General features: G+C 41.0%; 16 protein-coding genes and 2 pseudogenes. 15 read left to right on the forward strand and 3 right to left on the reverse strand.

Annotated elements, in window-relative coordinates; translation table 11 throughout:
- The first annotated feature begins 26 nt into the window (after positions 1 to 26).
- The 12 genes and pseudogenes from C228_RS0104395 to C228_RS13290 form a co-directional block, all read left to right on the forward strand.
- Complete coding sequence (locus tag C228_RS0104395; RefSeq protein WP_018651480.1) at positions 27 to 311, forward strand: helix-turn-helix domain-containing protein; 285 nt, start codon at positions 27 to 29, stop codon at positions 309 to 311.
- A 139-nt stretch (positions 312 to 450) separates the two neighbouring features.
- Positions 451 to 765, forward strand: coding sequence for a ribosome silencing factor (gene rsfS, locus C228_RS0104400; RefSeq protein ID WP_018651481.1), 315 nt, complete (start codon positions 451 to 453; stop codon positions 763 to 765).
- Positions 766 to 787: 22 nt separating this feature from the next.
- Positions 788 to 1,255, forward strand: a complete 468-nt coding sequence (gene rlmH / locus C228_RS0104405) for a 23S rRNA (pseudouridine(1915)-N(3))-methyltransferase RlmH (protein ID WP_005598965.1) — start codon at positions 788 to 790, stop codon at positions 1,253 to 1,255.
- 82 nt (positions 1,256 to 1,337) lie between these two features.
- Entirely contained in the window at positions 1,338 to 3,308 is a 1,971-nt protein-coding gene (mrdA, locus tag C228_RS0104410) for a penicillin-binding protein 2 (protein WP_018651482.1), read from the forward strand.
- The gene (rodA, locus tag C228_RS0104415) at positions 3,301 to 4,425 is read left to right on the forward strand and encodes a rod shape-determining protein RodA (protein WP_018651483.1); all 1,125 of its coding nucleotides are present in this window, start codon (positions 3,301 to 3,303) and stop codon (positions 4,423 to 4,425) included. The genes mrdA and rodA overlap by 8 nt, the downstream gene beginning before the upstream one ends.
- Positions 4,426 to 4,599: 174 nt before the next feature.
- Positions 4,600 to 5,166, forward strand: coding sequence for a septal ring lytic transglycosylase RlpA family protein (locus C228_RS0104420; protein WP_018651484.1), 567 nt, complete (start codon positions 4,600 to 4,602; stop codon positions 5,164 to 5,166).
- A gap of 98 nt (positions 5,167 to 5,264) precedes the next feature.
- Positions 5,265 to 6,443 carry a D-alanyl-D-alanine carboxypeptidase family protein gene (locus C228_RS0104425; RefSeq protein ID WP_018651485.1) on the forward strand — a complete coding sequence of 393 codons (1,179 nt, stop codon included), beginning with the start codon at positions 5,265 to 5,267 and terminating at the stop codon, positions 6,441 to 6,443.
- 133 nt (positions 6,444 to 6,576) lie between these two features.
- Positions 6,577 to 6,876, forward strand: a complete 300-nt coding sequence (ybeD, locus tag C228_RS0104430; protein ID WP_018651486.1) for a DUF493 family protein YbeD — start codon at positions 6,577 to 6,579, stop codon at positions 6,874 to 6,876.
- Between the two features lie 29 nt (positions 6,877 to 6,905).
- The gene (lipB, locus tag C228_RS0104435; RefSeq protein WP_018651487.1) at positions 6,906 to 7,562 is read left to right on the forward strand and encodes a lipoyl(octanoyl) transferase LipB; all 657 of its coding nucleotides are present in this window, start codon (positions 6,906 to 6,908) and stop codon (positions 7,560 to 7,562) included.
- Between the two features lie 110 nt (positions 7,563 to 7,672).
- The gene (gene lipA / locus C228_RS0104440) at positions 7,673 to 8,665 is read left to right on the forward strand and encodes a lipoyl synthase (RefSeq protein WP_018651488.1); all 993 of its coding nucleotides are present in this window, start codon (positions 7,673 to 7,675) and stop codon (positions 8,663 to 8,665) included.
- Positions 8,666 to 8,809: 144 nt separating this feature from the next.
- Complete coding sequence (locus C228_RS0104445) at positions 8,810 to 9,376, forward strand: DUF5358 domain-containing protein (protein ID WP_018651489.1); 567 nt, start codon at positions 8,810 to 8,812, stop codon at positions 9,374 to 9,376.
- Positions 9,377 to 9,519: 143 nt separating this feature from the next.
- Positions 9,520 to 9,933 (forward strand): annotated as a pseudogene (locus C228_RS13290) (aldo/keto reductase); the annotation flags it as partial.
- A gap of 81 nt (positions 9,934 to 10,014) precedes the next feature.
- Here the strand turns inward: C228_RS13290 and C228_RS0104455 are convergent.
- From C228_RS0104455 to C228_RS13295, 3 genes and pseudogenes are all read right to left on the reverse strand, one after another.
- Complete coding sequence (locus C228_RS0104455; protein WP_018651491.1) at positions 10,015 to 11,571, reverse strand: diflavin oxidoreductase; 1,557 nt, start codon at positions 11,569 to 11,571, stop codon at positions 10,015 to 10,017.
- Between the two features lie 58 nt (positions 11,572 to 11,629).
- Entirely contained in the window at positions 11,630 to 12,061 is a 432-nt protein-coding gene (locus C228_RS0104460) for a PAS domain-containing protein (protein WP_015674136.1), read from the reverse strand.
- A 211-nt stretch (positions 12,062 to 12,272) separates the two neighbouring features.
- A pseudogene (locus tag C228_RS13295) lies at positions 12,273 to 12,843 on the reverse strand (Dps family protein).
- 315 nt (positions 12,844 to 13,158) lie between these two features.
- Here C228_RS13295 and C228_RS0104470 point away from each other — a divergent pair.
- The 3 genes from C228_RS0104470 (at position 13,159) to C228_RS0104480 (ending at position 15,623) form a co-directional block, all read left to right on the forward strand.
- Positions 13,159 to 13,848, forward strand: coding sequence for a pirin family protein (locus C228_RS0104470; protein WP_018651492.1), 690 nt, complete (start codon positions 13,159 to 13,161; stop codon positions 13,846 to 13,848).
- A 134-nt stretch (positions 13,849 to 13,982) separates the two neighbouring features.
- Positions 13,983 to 14,255 carry an ACT domain-containing protein gene (locus tag C228_RS0104475; protein WP_015674133.1) on the forward strand — a complete coding sequence of 91 codons (273 nt, stop codon included), beginning with the start codon at positions 13,983 to 13,985 and terminating at the stop codon, positions 14,253 to 14,255.
- A gap of 12 nt (positions 14,256 to 14,267) precedes the next feature.
- Positions 14,268 to 15,623 carry a PFL family protein gene (locus tag C228_RS0104480; RefSeq protein WP_018651493.1) on the forward strand — a complete coding sequence of 452 codons (1,356 nt, stop codon included), beginning with the start codon at positions 14,268 to 14,270 and terminating at the stop codon, positions 15,621 to 15,623.
- Positions 15,624 to 15,655: the final 32 nt, after the last annotated feature.

Consider the following 15,655-nt stretch of genomic DNA (forward strand, 5'->3'; position numbering starts at 1 on the left):
AATGGGACGATTATTTAATTGATTTAATGGAAGGGCTTGATGTTTATGAAAAACATCTCCAAGGCAAAATCACCTTGCGAACCACGGTATTAGAAAAGCCTGAACCGGTAGGCTTTAGTCCGTCCGAAGTTCAATTGATTCGAGAAAAATTAAATCTGTCGCAAGCGGTTTTTGCGCATAAATTGCATACCTCCGTGCGGGCTTATCAAGGGTGGGAACAAGGTAAAACCAAGCCGAATCCACAAGCGGTACTTTTACTACGTATGGTGGACAAATCTCCTCAATTATTAGAACAAATGGCACAGTTTTAAGCCGGTTTAATACAAGTGGTCGTATTGGTAAAAAAATTTACAAATACGACCGCTTTACTTTTGTCTATTTGTTATATTGCAACGAATTTGTGCTAAAATTCAACACTTGTATTTTAGTAAATTTAAAAGAGAACTGAACGTGGAACAAAATTTAGTCGAATTTTTAACAAAAACTTTAGATGATTTAAAAGCGCAAGATATTTTAGCGATTAATGTGCGTGGTAAATCGAGTATTACCGATACTATGATTATCGCAACCGGTACTTCGGTGCGTCACGTGGCTTCAACCGCTGATCGTTTAAGCGCAGAAGCAAAACAAGCGGGCTTTGAAGTGTTTGGTGAAGAAGGTAAAGCGGTAGCGGATTGGATCGTGGTCGACTTCGGTCAAGCGATTGTGCATTTACTACAAGCGGATGCCCGTGAAATGTATCAATTAGAAAAACTTTGGGCATAACCGTCATTTTTGTTGTAGCACAATGAAAATACAATTAATTGCGGTGGGGCAAAAAATGCCGGATTGGGTGAAGGTTGGTTTCGAAGAATACCAACGCCGTTTCCCAAAGGATATGCCGTTTGAACTGATTGAGATTCCTGCCGGTAAACGTGGTAAAAATGCGGATATTAAACGCATTTTAGAGCAAGAAGGCAAAGCGATGTTAGCGGCTGCCGGTAAAGGCAAAGTTGTGACGTTGGATATTCCGGGCAAACCTTGGACAACAGAACAATTGGCGAGCCAATTGGAAGCATGGAAAAATGACGGACGAGACGTATGTTTGTTGATCGGCGGTCCGGAAGGACTTTCACCGGAATGTAAAGCAGCAGCGGAACAAAGTTGGTCGCTTTCACCTCTAACCTTACCGCACCCAATGGTACGAGTGATCGTAGCGGAAAGTTTATATCGTGCGTGGTCACTGACAACAAATCACCCTTATCATCGAGAATAGCTTGAACTTAAATAGACATGATAAAAAGTTCTAAAATTTTGACCGCTTGTTCCGTTCACTCAAGAACAAAATGAGATAAACAATGTTTGGTAAACTCGGAAAATTAACTAATCCAAAACCTCGTGAAAAAGTACGAGATGGGCAAGCGGAGAGCAATCTATTTGCCCGTCGTGCATTGGTCGCCTTTCTAGGGGTATTGGCACTTACGGGCGTGTTATTAACCAATTTGTATCATTTACAGATTGTGAATTATGACGATTACCAAACGCGTTCCAATGGCAACCGTATCAAATTGCTCCCGGTCCCGCCTACCCGTGGTTTAATTTACGACCGCAACGGTAAAGTATTAGCCGAAAATATTACCTATTTTGGGCTTTATATCATTCCTGAAAAAACGGAAAACTTAGAAGAAACATTAGTTGAATTGCGTGATGTGATTGGACTAACCGATGAAGATGTGGAAGCGTTCCGCAAAGAGAAAAAACGTACCTCTCGTTATATGCCGATTTTATTAAAGGGCAATTTAAACGAAGAACAAATGGCACGTTTTGCGGTAAACCAATATCGTTTCCCAAGCCTAGACGTACAGGCATATTACAAACGTAATTATCCTTACGGCGAAACTTTAACCCATATTCTCGGTTATGTGGCGAAAATCAACGAAAAAGATAAGAAAAAGCTCGAGGAAGAGGGTAAGTTTGGTAATTATGCCGGCTCGCACGATATGGGTAAATTGGGCATCGAAAAATATTACGAAGACCAATTACACGGACAAACCGGCTTTGAAGAGGTAGAAATCAATAACCGAGGCAAAGTGATTCGTAAATTGCGTGATCAACCGGGTGTGGCGGGTAGTAGCATTCGCTTAACCATTGATGTTGAGCTACAACAATATATTCAGAATTTGTTGGGCAACCAAAAAGGCTCGGTTGTAGTGCTTGATCCTCGTGACAGTAGCGTATTGGCAATGGTAACTAACCCAAGTTATGATAACAATTTGTTTGTCGGTGGTGTCTCGGGTGCGGATTATAAACGCTTATTGGAAGACCCCGCTCGTCCGCTATATAGTCGTGCTACGCAAGGGACTTATCCCCCTGCTTCTACGGTAAAACCGTTTTATGCGGTAATGGGATTGGCAGAAGAGAAAATTACGCCTTATGGTGCGATTTATGACCCAGGATTTTGGGTATTACCTGGCACAACACAGCGTTATCGAGATTGGAAGAAAGGCGGTCACGGTTCAACCAATGTGAATAAAGCGATTGCTGAGTCTTCCGATACGTTCTTCTATCAACTTGCGTATGATACCGGTATCGACAAAATGTCTGAATGGATGCGTAAGTTCGGCTTCGGACAGAAAACGGGAATTGATATTTTTGAAGAGTCCGTTGGCGTATATCCGAATCGTGAGTGGAAACAACGCCGTCATAAAAAACCTTGGGTACAAGGTGATACCATTCCGGTCGGTATCGGGCAAGGTTACTGGATTGCAACGCCGTTACAAGTGGCAAAAGCACAAGCGATCTTAATTAATAACGGACGTGTTAATACGCCCCATTTGATGATGGAAGTGATCAGCAGCGATAAAGTTGAACTGTACAAAGATCCGCTGAAGTATGAAGATATTAAAGGCGTGCCGGAGCGTTTCTGGCAAGTGGCGAAATTCGGAATGTACAACGTAATTAATGCGGCAAACGGCACTGGACGTAAAGCAGGCGGTTCGTTCTATCGTGCAGCGGGTAAAAGTGGTACGGCGCAGGTATTTAACTTAAACGGCGGTAAATACAATAAGAATGCGTTGAAAAAAGAACTACACGACCATGCGTGGTTTATTAGTTATGCACCGTATGAAGAGCCGAAAGTTTCGGTGGTGATTATTTTAGAAAATGCGGGCGGTGGTGGTTCAAATGCTGCACCGGTGGCACGCCAAGTGATGGATTTTGCATTAAGCAAAACGCTAAAAGAACCAATCGGAACATCGGAACAACCTTCGCAAAATATTGAGCAAATTCAACCGCTTATAAGTGAGCAAGGAAATACTCACAATGAATAATAGCTTTAAAAAACTTTTCTGGAAAATTTTTTCTCTCGACTTATGGTTATTGCTAGGTCTGTTATCTATCACCAGTTACGGACTGTTAGTGTTATATAGTGCCAGTGGCGGAAGTGAACGAATGTTCTCTAACCGAGTGATTCAGGTTACGCTTGGTTTGGGTGTCATGTTTTTTATGGCAATGATTCCGCCTCGTTTTTATGAACGGGTCTCTCCTTACCTCTACGTAGTCTGTATTGTGATGCTGATCTTGGTGGATTTGGTCGGTGAGAGCAGTAAAGGGGCGCAACGTTGGCTGAATTTGGGTTTTGTACGTTTCCAACCGTCAGAAATCGCTAAGCTTTCCGTACCGTTGATGGTGGCGACTTATTTGGCAAAACGTGCTTTACCGCCAAGTTTAAAAGATACCTTTATTGCATTGGGTATAATTAGCGTGCCAACCTTATTAGTGGCGGCACAGCCGGACTTAGGTACTTCGATTTTAGTGTGTGCCGCCGGTATTTTCGTGCTTTTTTTAGCCGGATTAAGTTGGAAATTAATTAGTGCAGGTGTATTTTTTTTAGCCGGTTTTATTCCGATTATGTGGTTCTTTTTGATGCGTGATTATCAGAAAACTCGTGTAATGACTTTAATTGACCCAGAAAAAGACCCACTTGGTGCCGGTTATCATATTATTCAGTCGAAAATTGCGATTGGTTCGGGCGGGATTAACGGTAAAGGCTGGATGGAAGGAACTCAATCGCAGTTGGAATTCTTACCAGAACCGCATACGGACTTTATTTTTGCCGTGTTGGGCGAAGAACACGGCATGATTGGTATATTGATCTTATTAGCGATTTATTTGTTTATTATTGCTAGAGGATTGGTTATCGGCGCTAAGTCGGACGGCGCTTTCGGACGCTTGATTTCAGGCGGTACATCACTACTATTCTTCGTTTATGTTTTTGTAAACATTGGTATGGTGAGTGGTATTTTACCGGTAGTTGGTGTACCCTTACCACTGTTTAGCTATGGGGGAACCTCCTATGTGACCCTAATGGCTGCGTTTGGATTAATGATGTCCGCTTATGTTCATCGTAAGCGTGCGTACACAAATAATCCTTACAGTAAACTTTAGTCAGACTTTACAGACTGATTTATAAAGTCTGAACCTTTGCTTTTTTGCGGTATCAAAAAGCACATACAAGAGCAGTTATCTATCAAAAGAAAGATAAACAGCCACCACAAGATAATCCTGTTTTGTGGGCAAAACACATCGTTACACAGTACGATATCTAAATGAGGAAAACTTATGCGATTAAGTAAAATGGTAACCCTGTTGTTAGCTGGATTCTTAACATTCGGATCATTGAATTCTGTTGCAGCAACCAAACACGCAAAACCTAGCGCAGTAAAGAAGTATTTAATTGCTAAAACTGCACAAAAATCAGTAAAGCACGCCGCTTTAGTGGCAAAAGCGAGAGCGAATAAAATCGCACTAGTTAAAAGCAGAACGCTTAAAGAATTACATAAAAATACTGCACGTAGCCATTATCAGTCTGGCATCGCAAGCTACTATGCAGATAAATTTAACGGCCGCCGTACTGCAAACGGCGAAAGATTTAGCAATTCAGCGATGACCGCAGCACACAAAACGTTGCCGTTTGGCACTTTAGTAGAAGTGACCAATATGCGTAACGGACGTTCAGTTGTGGTACGAGTAAATGATCGAGGGCCTTATGCACACGCTCGCATAGTGGATTTATCTAAAGCGGCTGCTCGCCAATTAGGAATGCACAATAGCGGAACGGCTCACGTCAAATTAGCAGTGCTAAATAAAAACAAGAAAAATACTCAAGTAGTAAGAGAAGAAGGTTAATCGTTTAGCTTTTCTTGCATTAGGGTTTGTTGAGTAATCAACAAACCCTTGCTTACGTTATATAACCTGTCATTTCCTGAAGGATTGGATGCTTTTATATGAAAAAAACATTATTTAAATCAGTAGGTCTTTGTGCTTTAGTTTTTTCCCAATTTGCCGTTGCTGACGCAAATGTGGATTTCGGTATTTCGGCACCGCAATTAAATGCGCAAAGTTATATCTTAATGGATTATAACTCAGGCAATGTTTTAACAAGTTTAAATCCTGATCAGCGCCAATATCCGGCATCGTTAACTAAAATGATGACAAGTTATGTGGTAGGTGACGCGCTTAAACAAGGTAAAGTGAAAAACAGTGATATGGTGACGGTGACTGAGAATTCTTGGGCACAAAAATTCCCCGGCTCATCATTAATGTTTTTAGATTTAAATACGCAAGTATCTGTTGAAGATTTAATGCGTGGTTTGATTATTGTGTCAGGTAATGATGCTGCGGTGGCATTAGCAGAACATACTTCAGGTTCACAGCAAGCCTTTATCGACCAAATGAATAAATTTGCACAGCAGTTTGGTCTTAAAAATACCCACTTTACAACTGTACACGGCTTAGATGAGCCAAACCAATATTCTTCAGCACGTGATATGGCAATTCTCGGTGCGCATATTATTCGTGATCAGCCGGAAGAATATAAGATTTACGCAGAAAAAGAATTTAAATACAACATTAAAAAACCACAGCCAAACCGTAACGGTTTATTGTGGGACAAAACGATGAATGTGGACGGTATGAAAACCGGTCATACTAGCCAAGCGGGCTATAACTTAGTCGCGTCGGCAACCAACAGCAATACCCGTTTGATTTCGGTAGTAATGGGTGTAGGAACCTATAAAGGCCGTGAAGTTGAAAGCAAAAAGTTGTTACAATGGGGCTTTGCAAACTTTGAAACGATTAAATCATTACCGGCAGGTCAAGCGGTTTCCGAACAAAACGTTTATTATGGCGAAGCAGATAAAGTACAGTTAGGTTCAATTCAAGACAGTTTTGTAACTGTACCAAAAGGTAGAGCTTCAGACTTAAAAGCACGTTATGAACTTGAACGTAAGAACCTTGAAGCACCTTTAGTTAAAGGTCAGGTAATCGGTAAAGTGATTTATCAATTAGACGGTAAAGACGTTGCAAGCAGTGATTTACAAGTACTACAAGATGTGCCTGAAGCAGGCATTTTCGGCAAAGCATGGGACTGGGTCGTATTAACGGTTAAGAGTTTATTCGACTAATTTCTGTTAACTTGTAATATTCAAAATCGCCCCCATATTCAGGCGATAAATTAACAAGCGGTATGATTTCGCAAAAAATTTGCAAAATCATACCGCTTGATCTTAATAGCAAAAGAGAGAAAAGGATATAAATATGACACAATCAAGAACAGTAAACCTACAAGATTTACCCCAAGCAAAATTAAAAGATTTATTAGAATTCCCATGCTCATTTACGTTTAAAGTAGTGGGGACGCATCGTGAAGATTTAGTGAATGATGTAGTGGCGGTAACGCAAATTCACGCAAAAGGTGATTATAACCCACGTCAGCAACGTAGCTCAAAAGGGACTTATAATTCCGTTTCAATTGATATTGTAGCGGAGCATATTGATCAAGTTGAAACACTTTATACCGAGCTTGCTAAAATCGCCGGCGTGAGAATGGTTTTATAAGAACCTTTTTCCCAGACGGAGATAATCTAATGAATCAACTCATCATTCGCCAACTTGGCGTGCAGCCGTATGAAGAAATCTGGCACAAAATGCAAGATTTCACCGATACTCGTGATGAAAATACCGCGGATGAAATCTGGTTCGTTCAGCATCCGGCTGTATTTACCCAAGGTTCTGCCGGTAAACCGGAACATCTGTTAAACCCAACTAATATCCCCGTAGTGCAAACTGATCGTGGCGGACAAATTACTTACCACGGCGAAGGGCAGCAGATTATGTATGTGCTGATTGATATCAAGCGTTTAAAAGCACAGGGCAAAGAGGTATCGGTACGAGATCTTGTTACTGCTTTAGAACAATGTGTGGTTAAAACATTAGCGGATTATGGGATTGAAGGTTATCCAAAACCGGATGCACCGGGCGTGTATATTGACGGTAAGAAAATTTGTTCGTTAGGGTTACGCATTCGCCAAGGTCGCTCGTTTCATGGCTTGGCATTTAATGTGAATATGGATTTAACGCCGTTTAGAAATATTAATCCGTGCGGCTATGCCGGATTGGAAATGGCACAATTGAAAGATTATATTGCGGAAGCAGAAGCGCAATGTGATTTCGTTTCCCCTAAATTAGTAGCTCACTTTTGCAACATTTTAGGGTATAATAATCAACAAATTGTTAACAAATAATGTTCGTAAGGCATTTGCCCGTTAATAAAAAGATTATCAGAATTGTAAGATCTGTGTAGGGGCGGGGTTTATCTCCGCCCTTTAAATTGCATAGAAAAGGATAGAACTTAATGACAACTGCTACAGGCACTAAGCCTACAAAAATGGAAGCATTTAAAATGGAGCGTGGCGTTAAATATCGCGACGCAGCCAAAACTTCTGTAATCCAAGTGCGTAATATTGACCCTGACCAAGAGTTATTACCAAAACCAAGTTGGATGAAAATTAAATTACCGGCGGCTTCGGCAAAAATTGATAGTATCAAGCACGGTATGCGCCGTCATGGCTTACATTCTGTGTGTGAAGAAGCGTCTTGCCCAAACTTGCACGAATGTTTTAACCACGGTACGGCAACTTTTATGATTATGGGCGCCATCTGTACTCGTCGTTGTCCGTTCTGTGATGTTGCACACGGTAAACCGTTACCGTTAGATCCGGAAGAGCCGCGTAAAGTGGCGGAAACCGTCCAAGATATGAAGCTAAAATATGTGGTAATTACTTCGGTTGACCGTGATGACTTAGCTGATCGCGGTGCGGCGCATTTTGCGGCAACCGTACGTGAAATCAAAGCGCTAAATCCGGAATGTAAAGTAGAGATTTTAGTACCGGACTTCCGTGGGCGTGTAGAACAAGCGGTTGCCATTTTAAAACAAAATCCGCCAGATGTGTTTAACCACAACCTTGAGAACGTGCCACGTTTATACCGTGAAGTGCGTCCGGGCGCAGACTACAAATGGTCGCTTGAGCTACTTAAAATCTTCAAACAAGAATTCCCGGATATTCCGACAAAATCAGGTTTAATGGTAGGTCTTGGCGAAACCAACGAAGAAATTTTAGAAGTAATGCAAGATTTACGTGATCATGGCGTAACGATGTTGACTATCGGTCAATATTTACAACCGAGTCGTCATCACTTAAAAGTAGAACGTTACGTACCGCCGGAAGAGTTTGATATGTTCCGTAGCGAAGCAGAAAAAATGGGTTTCGAACACGCTGCTTGCGGCCCGTTTGTTCGTTCTTCATATCATGCAGATTTACAGGCGAAAGGCGAATTAGTTAAATAATAGTGCCATATAGATAAAGCCCTCTCTTTGTAGAGGGCTTTGTGTTAAATATGTAAAAAATAGGTAAATTTGACCGCTTATTTGCGCATTTATTGCTAAATGCTACAATCAGCCATCTTTATTTAGATTAATTCAAGGTTAACCATGTTAAAAAAAATTATGTTAGTCGGAATGACAGTGTTGACCGTAGGCTGTTCATTCTCAGGTGAATCGGTACAACAAGAAGCATTTCCGGGTGAATTTGCGAATGCCGATTATGTATTATCGGATCAGGATGCACAACGTTGGGTAGCGTTAAGTGAACAAGCTTCTCAGTGTATTTATCCGAATCTAACACGCATTCAGCAAGCGCATTTTTCTAAAGAAGATGCCTATATTCATTCACAGTATGTTTTCTTCTATCCGTTGGAAGAAGTGATTGGCGAACAATACGTGAAGATCGTGCAAGGCGATGAGAAGTCTATGGGCTATGCACAATATCAATTTAAGAAATTTAAAAATTCGCCGGCCGATGTAGATAAGATGAGTAATAAACAGTGTAAAACGCTACGCGCACAAGCAAAAGATGACTTAGCTGTGGTCAAGGGTCAGTATAAGAGCGGAATGGTTGAAGAAGTTAAAACCGATGCGAAAAGCGGTGATAGTATTGCAACGAATGACAATAAATTTTTCTTCGATATTATTAAATGGGGTTCGGCATTATTGCTGTAATACTTAGAGAGACATAAATACCTTTAGCGATTTGCAATGCGCTAAAGGTATTTTTTTATCTAAATTGATATATCAAGAAGCATAGAGTAAATAAATGAGCGGGTGTACACTGACTGTTATTTGAACAAGAGTAGATAGGAGCTGCTAAATTTTCAATGTTGCAATCTTATCTTTCCCTACCTTTAGTGACCAATCAAATTGAAATTTCTCCATTACAATTAGCGCTGTTTGATGAGGGTTCGCTAGATTTCTTATTGGAAAAACGGATTCGTCCAATGGCTTGGTCACCACTTGCTGGTGGTCAAATATTTAATCAAGATCAGAGACGTTTACGTGTAGCAGAAACGTTGCGTGCAATTGGTGAAAAATACGGCGAACAACGATTGGATGTGTTGAGTTACGCTTGGCTTTTAGCACGCCCGGCGAAGATTATGCTGATTATTGGCTCCGGACAAATTGCCCGAGTTGAAAGTGCGGTCCGCGCATTAGATATTACGTTTACCGAAGAGGAGTGGATCAATGTTTATTTCGCCTCACAAGGGTATGATATTCCATAGCGGATGCTTTGCGGGCAAATATAACAAGCGGTTCAATTTGTAAGATTTTTTGCAAATTTGACCGCTTGTTTATTTTACCGGTTAGTACACGTCTCGGAACAAACGCTTGTCCGCCACAAGCTGTGCAACAATATTATTGAACGCATCGACATACGGCTGATTTCCAACCTGTGCCGCAACATTCAATAATGTTTCATCAATCGCTTTACTCATCGTTTTGCTGCCGCATACGTAGAAATAAGCGCCTTGCTCGATTAATTGCCAAATTAATGCGGCTTGTTGTGCCAATGCGTCTTGTACATAGCATTTTTCCGCTTGATCACGAGAAAATGCGGTGAAAAGCTGGGTCAGCGTGCCGGCTTTCAGATAGTTTTCCAATTCGGTTTGGTATAGAAAATCTTTCTCTGCATACCGTTCGCCGAAGAACAGATACGTTTGTCGAGCGGATGTTTGTGCTGCAAGATTTTGTAAGAAGCCGATATAAGGCGCAATGCCGGTGCCAGAGCCAATCATCACAATCGGTTTATCATTTTCCGGCAAGTGGAAGTGAGGATTTGCTTTTGCAAAAATTTGTACAAAATCACCTGCTTGTAATTGTGCCAAATGACAGCTTGCCGTGCCGTAATATTGGCGGTCAGCAAGCTGGTATTGTACTTGGCGAATACATAAGTCGACATATTCCGGATGCGTTTTACCGCAAGAGCTAATAGAGTAGGCGCGAGCGGTAAGATTCGGCAAAATAGCTTGCAGATCAGCAAGGGAGATGGTTTTTTGTGGGTCAAAATCACGCAACACATCGAGTAAATCATGTCCGTAAAGATATTGTTCAAGCGTTTTTTTATTGGCAATTTTAAGTAACTCTTTTAACGCATGATTCGAACAAATTTTTGCTAGATCTCTTAATACGTTTTTAGTTAATAGGCGCAATTCTTTATGGCGTAATTGCTGTGCCGCATTGTCATCGCCAAACCATTGGACGAACATATTGAGTAAATCATCCGGCTGTTGAACTTGCACATAAATTAAATCGCCGGCTTGGTAAAAAATGCCGCTATTTTCAAGCGATAAGCGTAGGTGATAAACCGCCGGTTCGGACTGCGCTAATCGCTGAATCTCTAATACTTGTGCCGCATAGGTTTGGTTTTCATCATACACTTTCACGGAGAGTTCGTGTGTTAGTGGCGCAGCCTCCGGTTTATTCAGCGCTTGCTCAAGTAACGGGAGCCAGTGTTTAAAAATTTCCTGATAGTTTAGATCGGCATCCACTCGTTCAATCAATGCGGGTAATTGTTGCGTTTGAAAGAATTGGTCGAGTTTGCGACTATAACCGCAAAACTTATCATAACTGACATCACCTAAACCAAAAATGGCGTAACGCCCTTGATAAGCGGTCGAATTTGCAAGGAAATTTTCAATGAAATCTTCCGCATTCTCTGGCGGTTCACCGTCACCAAACGAACTGGTAATGATTAATAACAGGCTCTGTGGCTCTAAGTGAGTGAGTTCGGTCTCGTTTAGTGTTGCGATAGTTGGCTGATATGGTTGTAGAAAGGGTTGTTGTGCAAGCTGCTGAGCGAGTTGTTCTGCATTACCTGATTCTGAACCGTAAGCAATATGGACATGAGAAATAGATTGCATTAAATATTCCCCTGAACTAAAAAGCGTACGCAGGAGAGATTGCGTACGCTTAAGCAAATTATTTATCGTAGAATTCGTCGTAAATTTCTTTTGATAACTCAACAGCTTCGAAATTATCCATTAAGTCGTTAATCACGCGACGCACGCTAATATAGCCGGTAATATTACCCGCTTCATCAAACATCGGTTGAACTGTCGTATCTACCACATAAACAACGCCGCCTTTTCCGCAGTTCGGCACAATACCTGTCCAGATTTTTCCTGCTTGAATGGTATCCCACATCTCTTTATAAACTTCTTTTGCGACTGCCGGATGGCGTACGATGTTATGCGGTTGACCGATTAATTCCTCACGTGAAAAACCGGTAAGTTTGCAAAATAAATCGTTCGCATAGGTAATCACACCTTGTAAATCGGTGGTTGAAATCACGAGAGTATCTTGTACTGCTTTTAGAATTGCATCATTTGAAGGCACGATTTGTTCAGCCATATTGAAGCTCCATGTTAGTTAAGTTGTGTTGATATTGATTTTAGTCAGCATATTAATACCTTACTAAAATACTAAGAAATACCATACTCTAAAAAATTGGAGATGTAAATTGGCTTAATTTCAGAATGAGAGGTAGGTCATAAAAAGTGGCTAATTGTTTGCATATTGCAACAACTAGCCGCTTACTTAGAGGGATTTGTTCAATTTTTAACTAGATATTACCACTGCCGTTATCTAAGTGTGCGCGGATAAACCATTGTAATTTTTCCAATGCACGAGTTTGTGCGACTAATAAATCTTCGCTAATTGGATCTAGATGGCCGTTATGTTCAAGTACCACACGGTGTGCTTCGATATTGTGCGAGTAATATAAATCAATCATTTTTAAGTGGTCTTGCGCTGTAGCACGACCTAACGGATATTCAGGCGTTTGACGTGTTGCAACTAAATTGCCTGATAAGCCATTCGGCGCAACGCCTAATGCCGCCCATACGTTCTGCAATTTCATCAACAAAATCACGCACTTCATCCACTTGGCTGTCTAACATTTCGTGTACCGCAACAAAATTTGGGCCGACAACGTTCCAGTGTGCATGTTTTAAGATCATTGATAATTCATTTAAACCTTGTAAGCGCATTTGTAGCGCATCAGCAATTAAATGACCGGTAGAAACAGTTAAGCCGGGAACAGTGTGAGTAGCATTTTTATTGATATCTGCGCTTAATTCTTGTGTTTGAGTGTTTAATTTTAAGACTGGGAAGGTAATCGTTTTATTTGTCATAATTTATACTCCTATTGTTTTCTTTTTCATCATTTAACTGGGCAAATTATGAGTAAAAGTCGTGATGTTGTCTAATTGTTATCACTGATAAGTGTGATTGGTTTCAATAGTTAAAACTAATCGAATCTGATTATATGATAGTTATTGGCAATTAATAATTGTGATATTCATTTGCAATAAGAATATTATCAACCAAAAGTAAATAGTTATTCAATAATACATATATTTATTTACTCATAAGGGCGGTATTACAATGCGCACTATTAACAAGCGGTTAAATTGCCGCAAAAATTTGCAAAGTATAAGGAATTTAAAATGTTACAAGTAAGAAAAGCAAATGAACGAGGTGACGGTTCATTCGATTGGTTAGAAAGTTATCACACATTCTCTTTTGCCAACTATTATGATCCGAAACATATCCATTTTTCACATTTGCGTGTGATTAACGAAGACTTTATCGCACCGGCTCGCGGTTTCGGTATGCATCCGCACGATAATATGGAAATTCTCACTTATGTATTAAACGGACGTGTTGCCCACAAAGACAGTATGGGCAACCAAACGGAAGTGAAAGCGGGCGAATTCCAAATTATGTCGGCAGGTACGGGCATTTTTCATTCGGAAATGAACCCGGATTTAGAGGAAACGCTACATCTTTATCAAATTTGGATTATTCCGAATCAAAAAGACGTAACGCCTCGTTATAATCAAGATAAATTTGCCGATCGTGAGGGTGGTACGTTAATTTTATCGCCGACTGCCGAACAAGGTTCATTTAAGATTTATCAAGATATGAAATTATGGCGTTATCAATATACAGCCAATAAAAATGCGCGAATTGAATTGGATAGCAACCGTTCATATTGGCTACAAGTGGTAAAAGGTCAATTAAGCGTAAACGGTACATTGCTTGAAACCAGTGATGCGTTAGGTATTCGTGCCGAACAATTACTCACGATTCAAACCGATAGCGATGTTGAGTTCTTATTATTCGATTTAGTCTAAAAGGTGACCACGGATTTATTCCGTGGTTTTTTCCTTTTTTTGCGCAAACGTTTGCGCAATATCTAGTCAAATAATTGAAACAGCGCTATACTCATTCTTCCTATTTAATAATATGCAAACTCGAGGAAGCAACAATGAGCAATTCAGTGATTACTGTTATTGGTAAAGACCGTGTAGGTATCGTGTACGATGTATCGAAGATCTTAGCGGAAAATCAAATCAATATCGTGAATATCAGCCAACAATTAATGGATGACTTTTTCACGATGGTGATTCTGGTGGATACAACAAAATGTGAAAAGTCATTCCCACAATTAGCGGAGTTTTTTACGCAAGAAAGTAAAAAACTTGCATTAGATATTCGTATCCAAAACGAAGAAATTTTCAAAGCTATGCACCGTATTTAAGGGAGTGGCGAAATGAGTATTCAATCCAGCGAAATTATTGAAACGATAAAAATGGTCGCCGACCAAAACTTTGATGTGCGAACCATTACGATCGGTATAGATTTACACGATTGTATCAGCGCCGATATCGACCAATTAAACCAAAATATTTATCAAAAAATTACCACCATCGGCAAAGACTTAGTCGAAACTGCCAAAATCCTATCTGCCAAATACGGCGTACCTATCGTTAATCAACGTATTTCTGTCACCCCTATCGCACAAATTGCTGCGGCAACTAAAGCGGATTCTTATGTTTCTATCGCACAAACTCTTGACCGTGCGGCAAAAGCTATCGGTATATCTTTTATCGGCGGTTTTTCCGCATTAGTACAAAAAGGTATGTCACCCTCCGATGAAGTATTGATCCGCTCAATTCCGGAAGCGATGAAAACTACCAATATCGTATGTAGCTCAATTAATATCGGCTCAACCCGAGCCGGTATTAATATGGATGCGGTAAAACTTGCCGGTGAAACGATTAAACGTACCGCTGATATTACGCCGGAAGGTTTTGGTTGCGCCAAAATCGTGGTGTTCTGTAATGCGGTGGAAGATAATCCGTTTATGGCGGGTGCATTCCATGGCTCGGGCGAAGCGGATGCGATTATTAACATTGGGGTTTCCGGCCCTGGCGTGGTGAAAGAAGCGTTAGAAAATTCAAATGCAACCACACTGACCGAAGTGGCGGAAGTGGTGAAGAAAACAGCGTTTAAAATTACTCGTGTCGGTGAATTAATTGGTCAAGAAGCGTCAAAAATGCTGAGTATTCCGTTCGGTATTTTAGATTTATCACTCGCACCGACACCAGCAATCGGTGATTCCGTCGCACGTATTTTAGAAGCAATGGGTTTAAGCGTGTGTGGCACACATGGCACGACAGCTGCTTTAGCATTATTAAATGATGCGGTGAAAAAAGGCGGTATGATGGCGTCCAGTTCTGTGGGGGGCTTAAGTGGCGCATTTATTCCGGTTTCGGAAGACGAAGGGATGGTTGCAGCTGCAGAAAGCGGTATTTTAACCCTAGATAAACTGGAAGCGATGACAGCCGTTTGTTCGGTCGGTTTAGATATGATCGCCGTACCGGGTAAAACGCCAGCACATACCATTTCGGGTATTATCGCTGATGAAGCGGCAATCGGTATGATCAACAGCAAAACCACGGCGGTTCGCATTATTCCGGTCACCGGTAAAGATGTAGGTGAAAGTGTAGAATTCGGCGGCTTACTCGGTTATGCACCGATTATGCCGGTTAAAGAAGGCTCATGCGAAGTGTTTGTGAATCGTGGCGGGCGTATTCCTGCTCCGGTTCAATCAATGAAGAACTAACGTAATGTATTAAACAAGCGGTTAAATTTTGC

The organism is Actinobacillus capsulatus DSM 19761, from assembly GCF_000374285.1.
Taxonomy (GTDB): Bacteria; Pseudomonadota; Gammaproteobacteria; order Enterobacterales; family Pasteurellaceae; genus Actinobacillus; species Actinobacillus capsulatus.

Excerpts from the sequence above, each read along its gene's own strand:
- C228_RS0104395 (WP_018651480.1), top strand. The coding sequence starts at position 27 with ATGGAAGGGCTTGATGTTTATGAAAAACATCTCCAAGGCAAAATCACC.
- rlmH (WP_005598965.1), top strand. The coding sequence starts at position 788 with ATGAAAATACAATTAATTGCGGTGGGGCAAAAAATGCCGGATTGGGTG.
- mrdA (WP_018651482.1), top strand. The coding sequence starts at position 1,338 with ATGTTTGGTAAACTCGGAAAATTAACTAATCCAAAACCTCGTGAAAAA.
- rodA (WP_018651483.1), top strand. The coding sequence starts at position 3,301 with ATGAATAATAGCTTTAAAAAACTTTTCTGGAAAATTTTTTCTCTCGAC.
- C228_RS0104420 (WP_018651484.1), top strand. The coding sequence starts at position 4,600 with ATGCGATTAAGTAAAATGGTAACCCTGTTGTTAGCTGGATTCTTAACA.
- C228_RS0104425 (WP_018651485.1), top strand. The coding sequence starts at position 5,265 with ATGAAAAAAACATTATTTAAATCAGTAGGTCTTTGTGCTTTAGTTTTT.
- ybeD (WP_018651486.1), top strand. The coding sequence starts at position 6,577 with ATGACACAATCAAGAACAGTAAACCTACAAGATTTACCCCAAGCAAAA.
- lipB (WP_018651487.1), top strand. The coding sequence starts at position 6,906 with ATGAATCAACTCATCATTCGCCAACTTGGCGTGCAGCCGTATGAAGAA.
- lipA (WP_018651488.1), top strand. The coding sequence starts at position 7,673 with ATGACAACTGCTACAGGCACTAAGCCTACAAAAATGGAAGCATTTAAA.
- C228_RS0104445 (WP_018651489.1), top strand. The coding sequence starts at position 8,810 with ATGTTAAAAAAAATTATGTTAGTCGGAATGACAGTGTTGACCGTAGGC.
- C228_RS0104455 (WP_018651491.1), bottom strand. The coding sequence starts at position 11,571 with ATGCAATCTATTTCTCATGTCCATATTGCTTACGGTTCAGAATCAGGT.
- C228_RS0104460 (WP_015674136.1), bottom strand. The coding sequence starts at position 12,061 with ATGGCTGAACAAATCGTGCCTTCAAATGATGCAATTCTAAAAGCAGTA.
- C228_RS0104470 (WP_018651492.1), top strand. The coding sequence starts at position 13,159 with ATGTTACAAGTAAGAAAAGCAAATGAACGAGGTGACGGTTCATTCGAT.
- C228_RS0104475 (WP_015674133.1), top strand. The coding sequence starts at position 13,983 with ATGAGCAATTCAGTGATTACTGTTATTGGTAAAGACCGTGTAGGTATC.
- C228_RS0104480 (WP_018651493.1), top strand. The coding sequence starts at position 14,268 with ATGAGTATTCAATCCAGCGAAATTATTGAAACGATAAAAATGGTCGCC.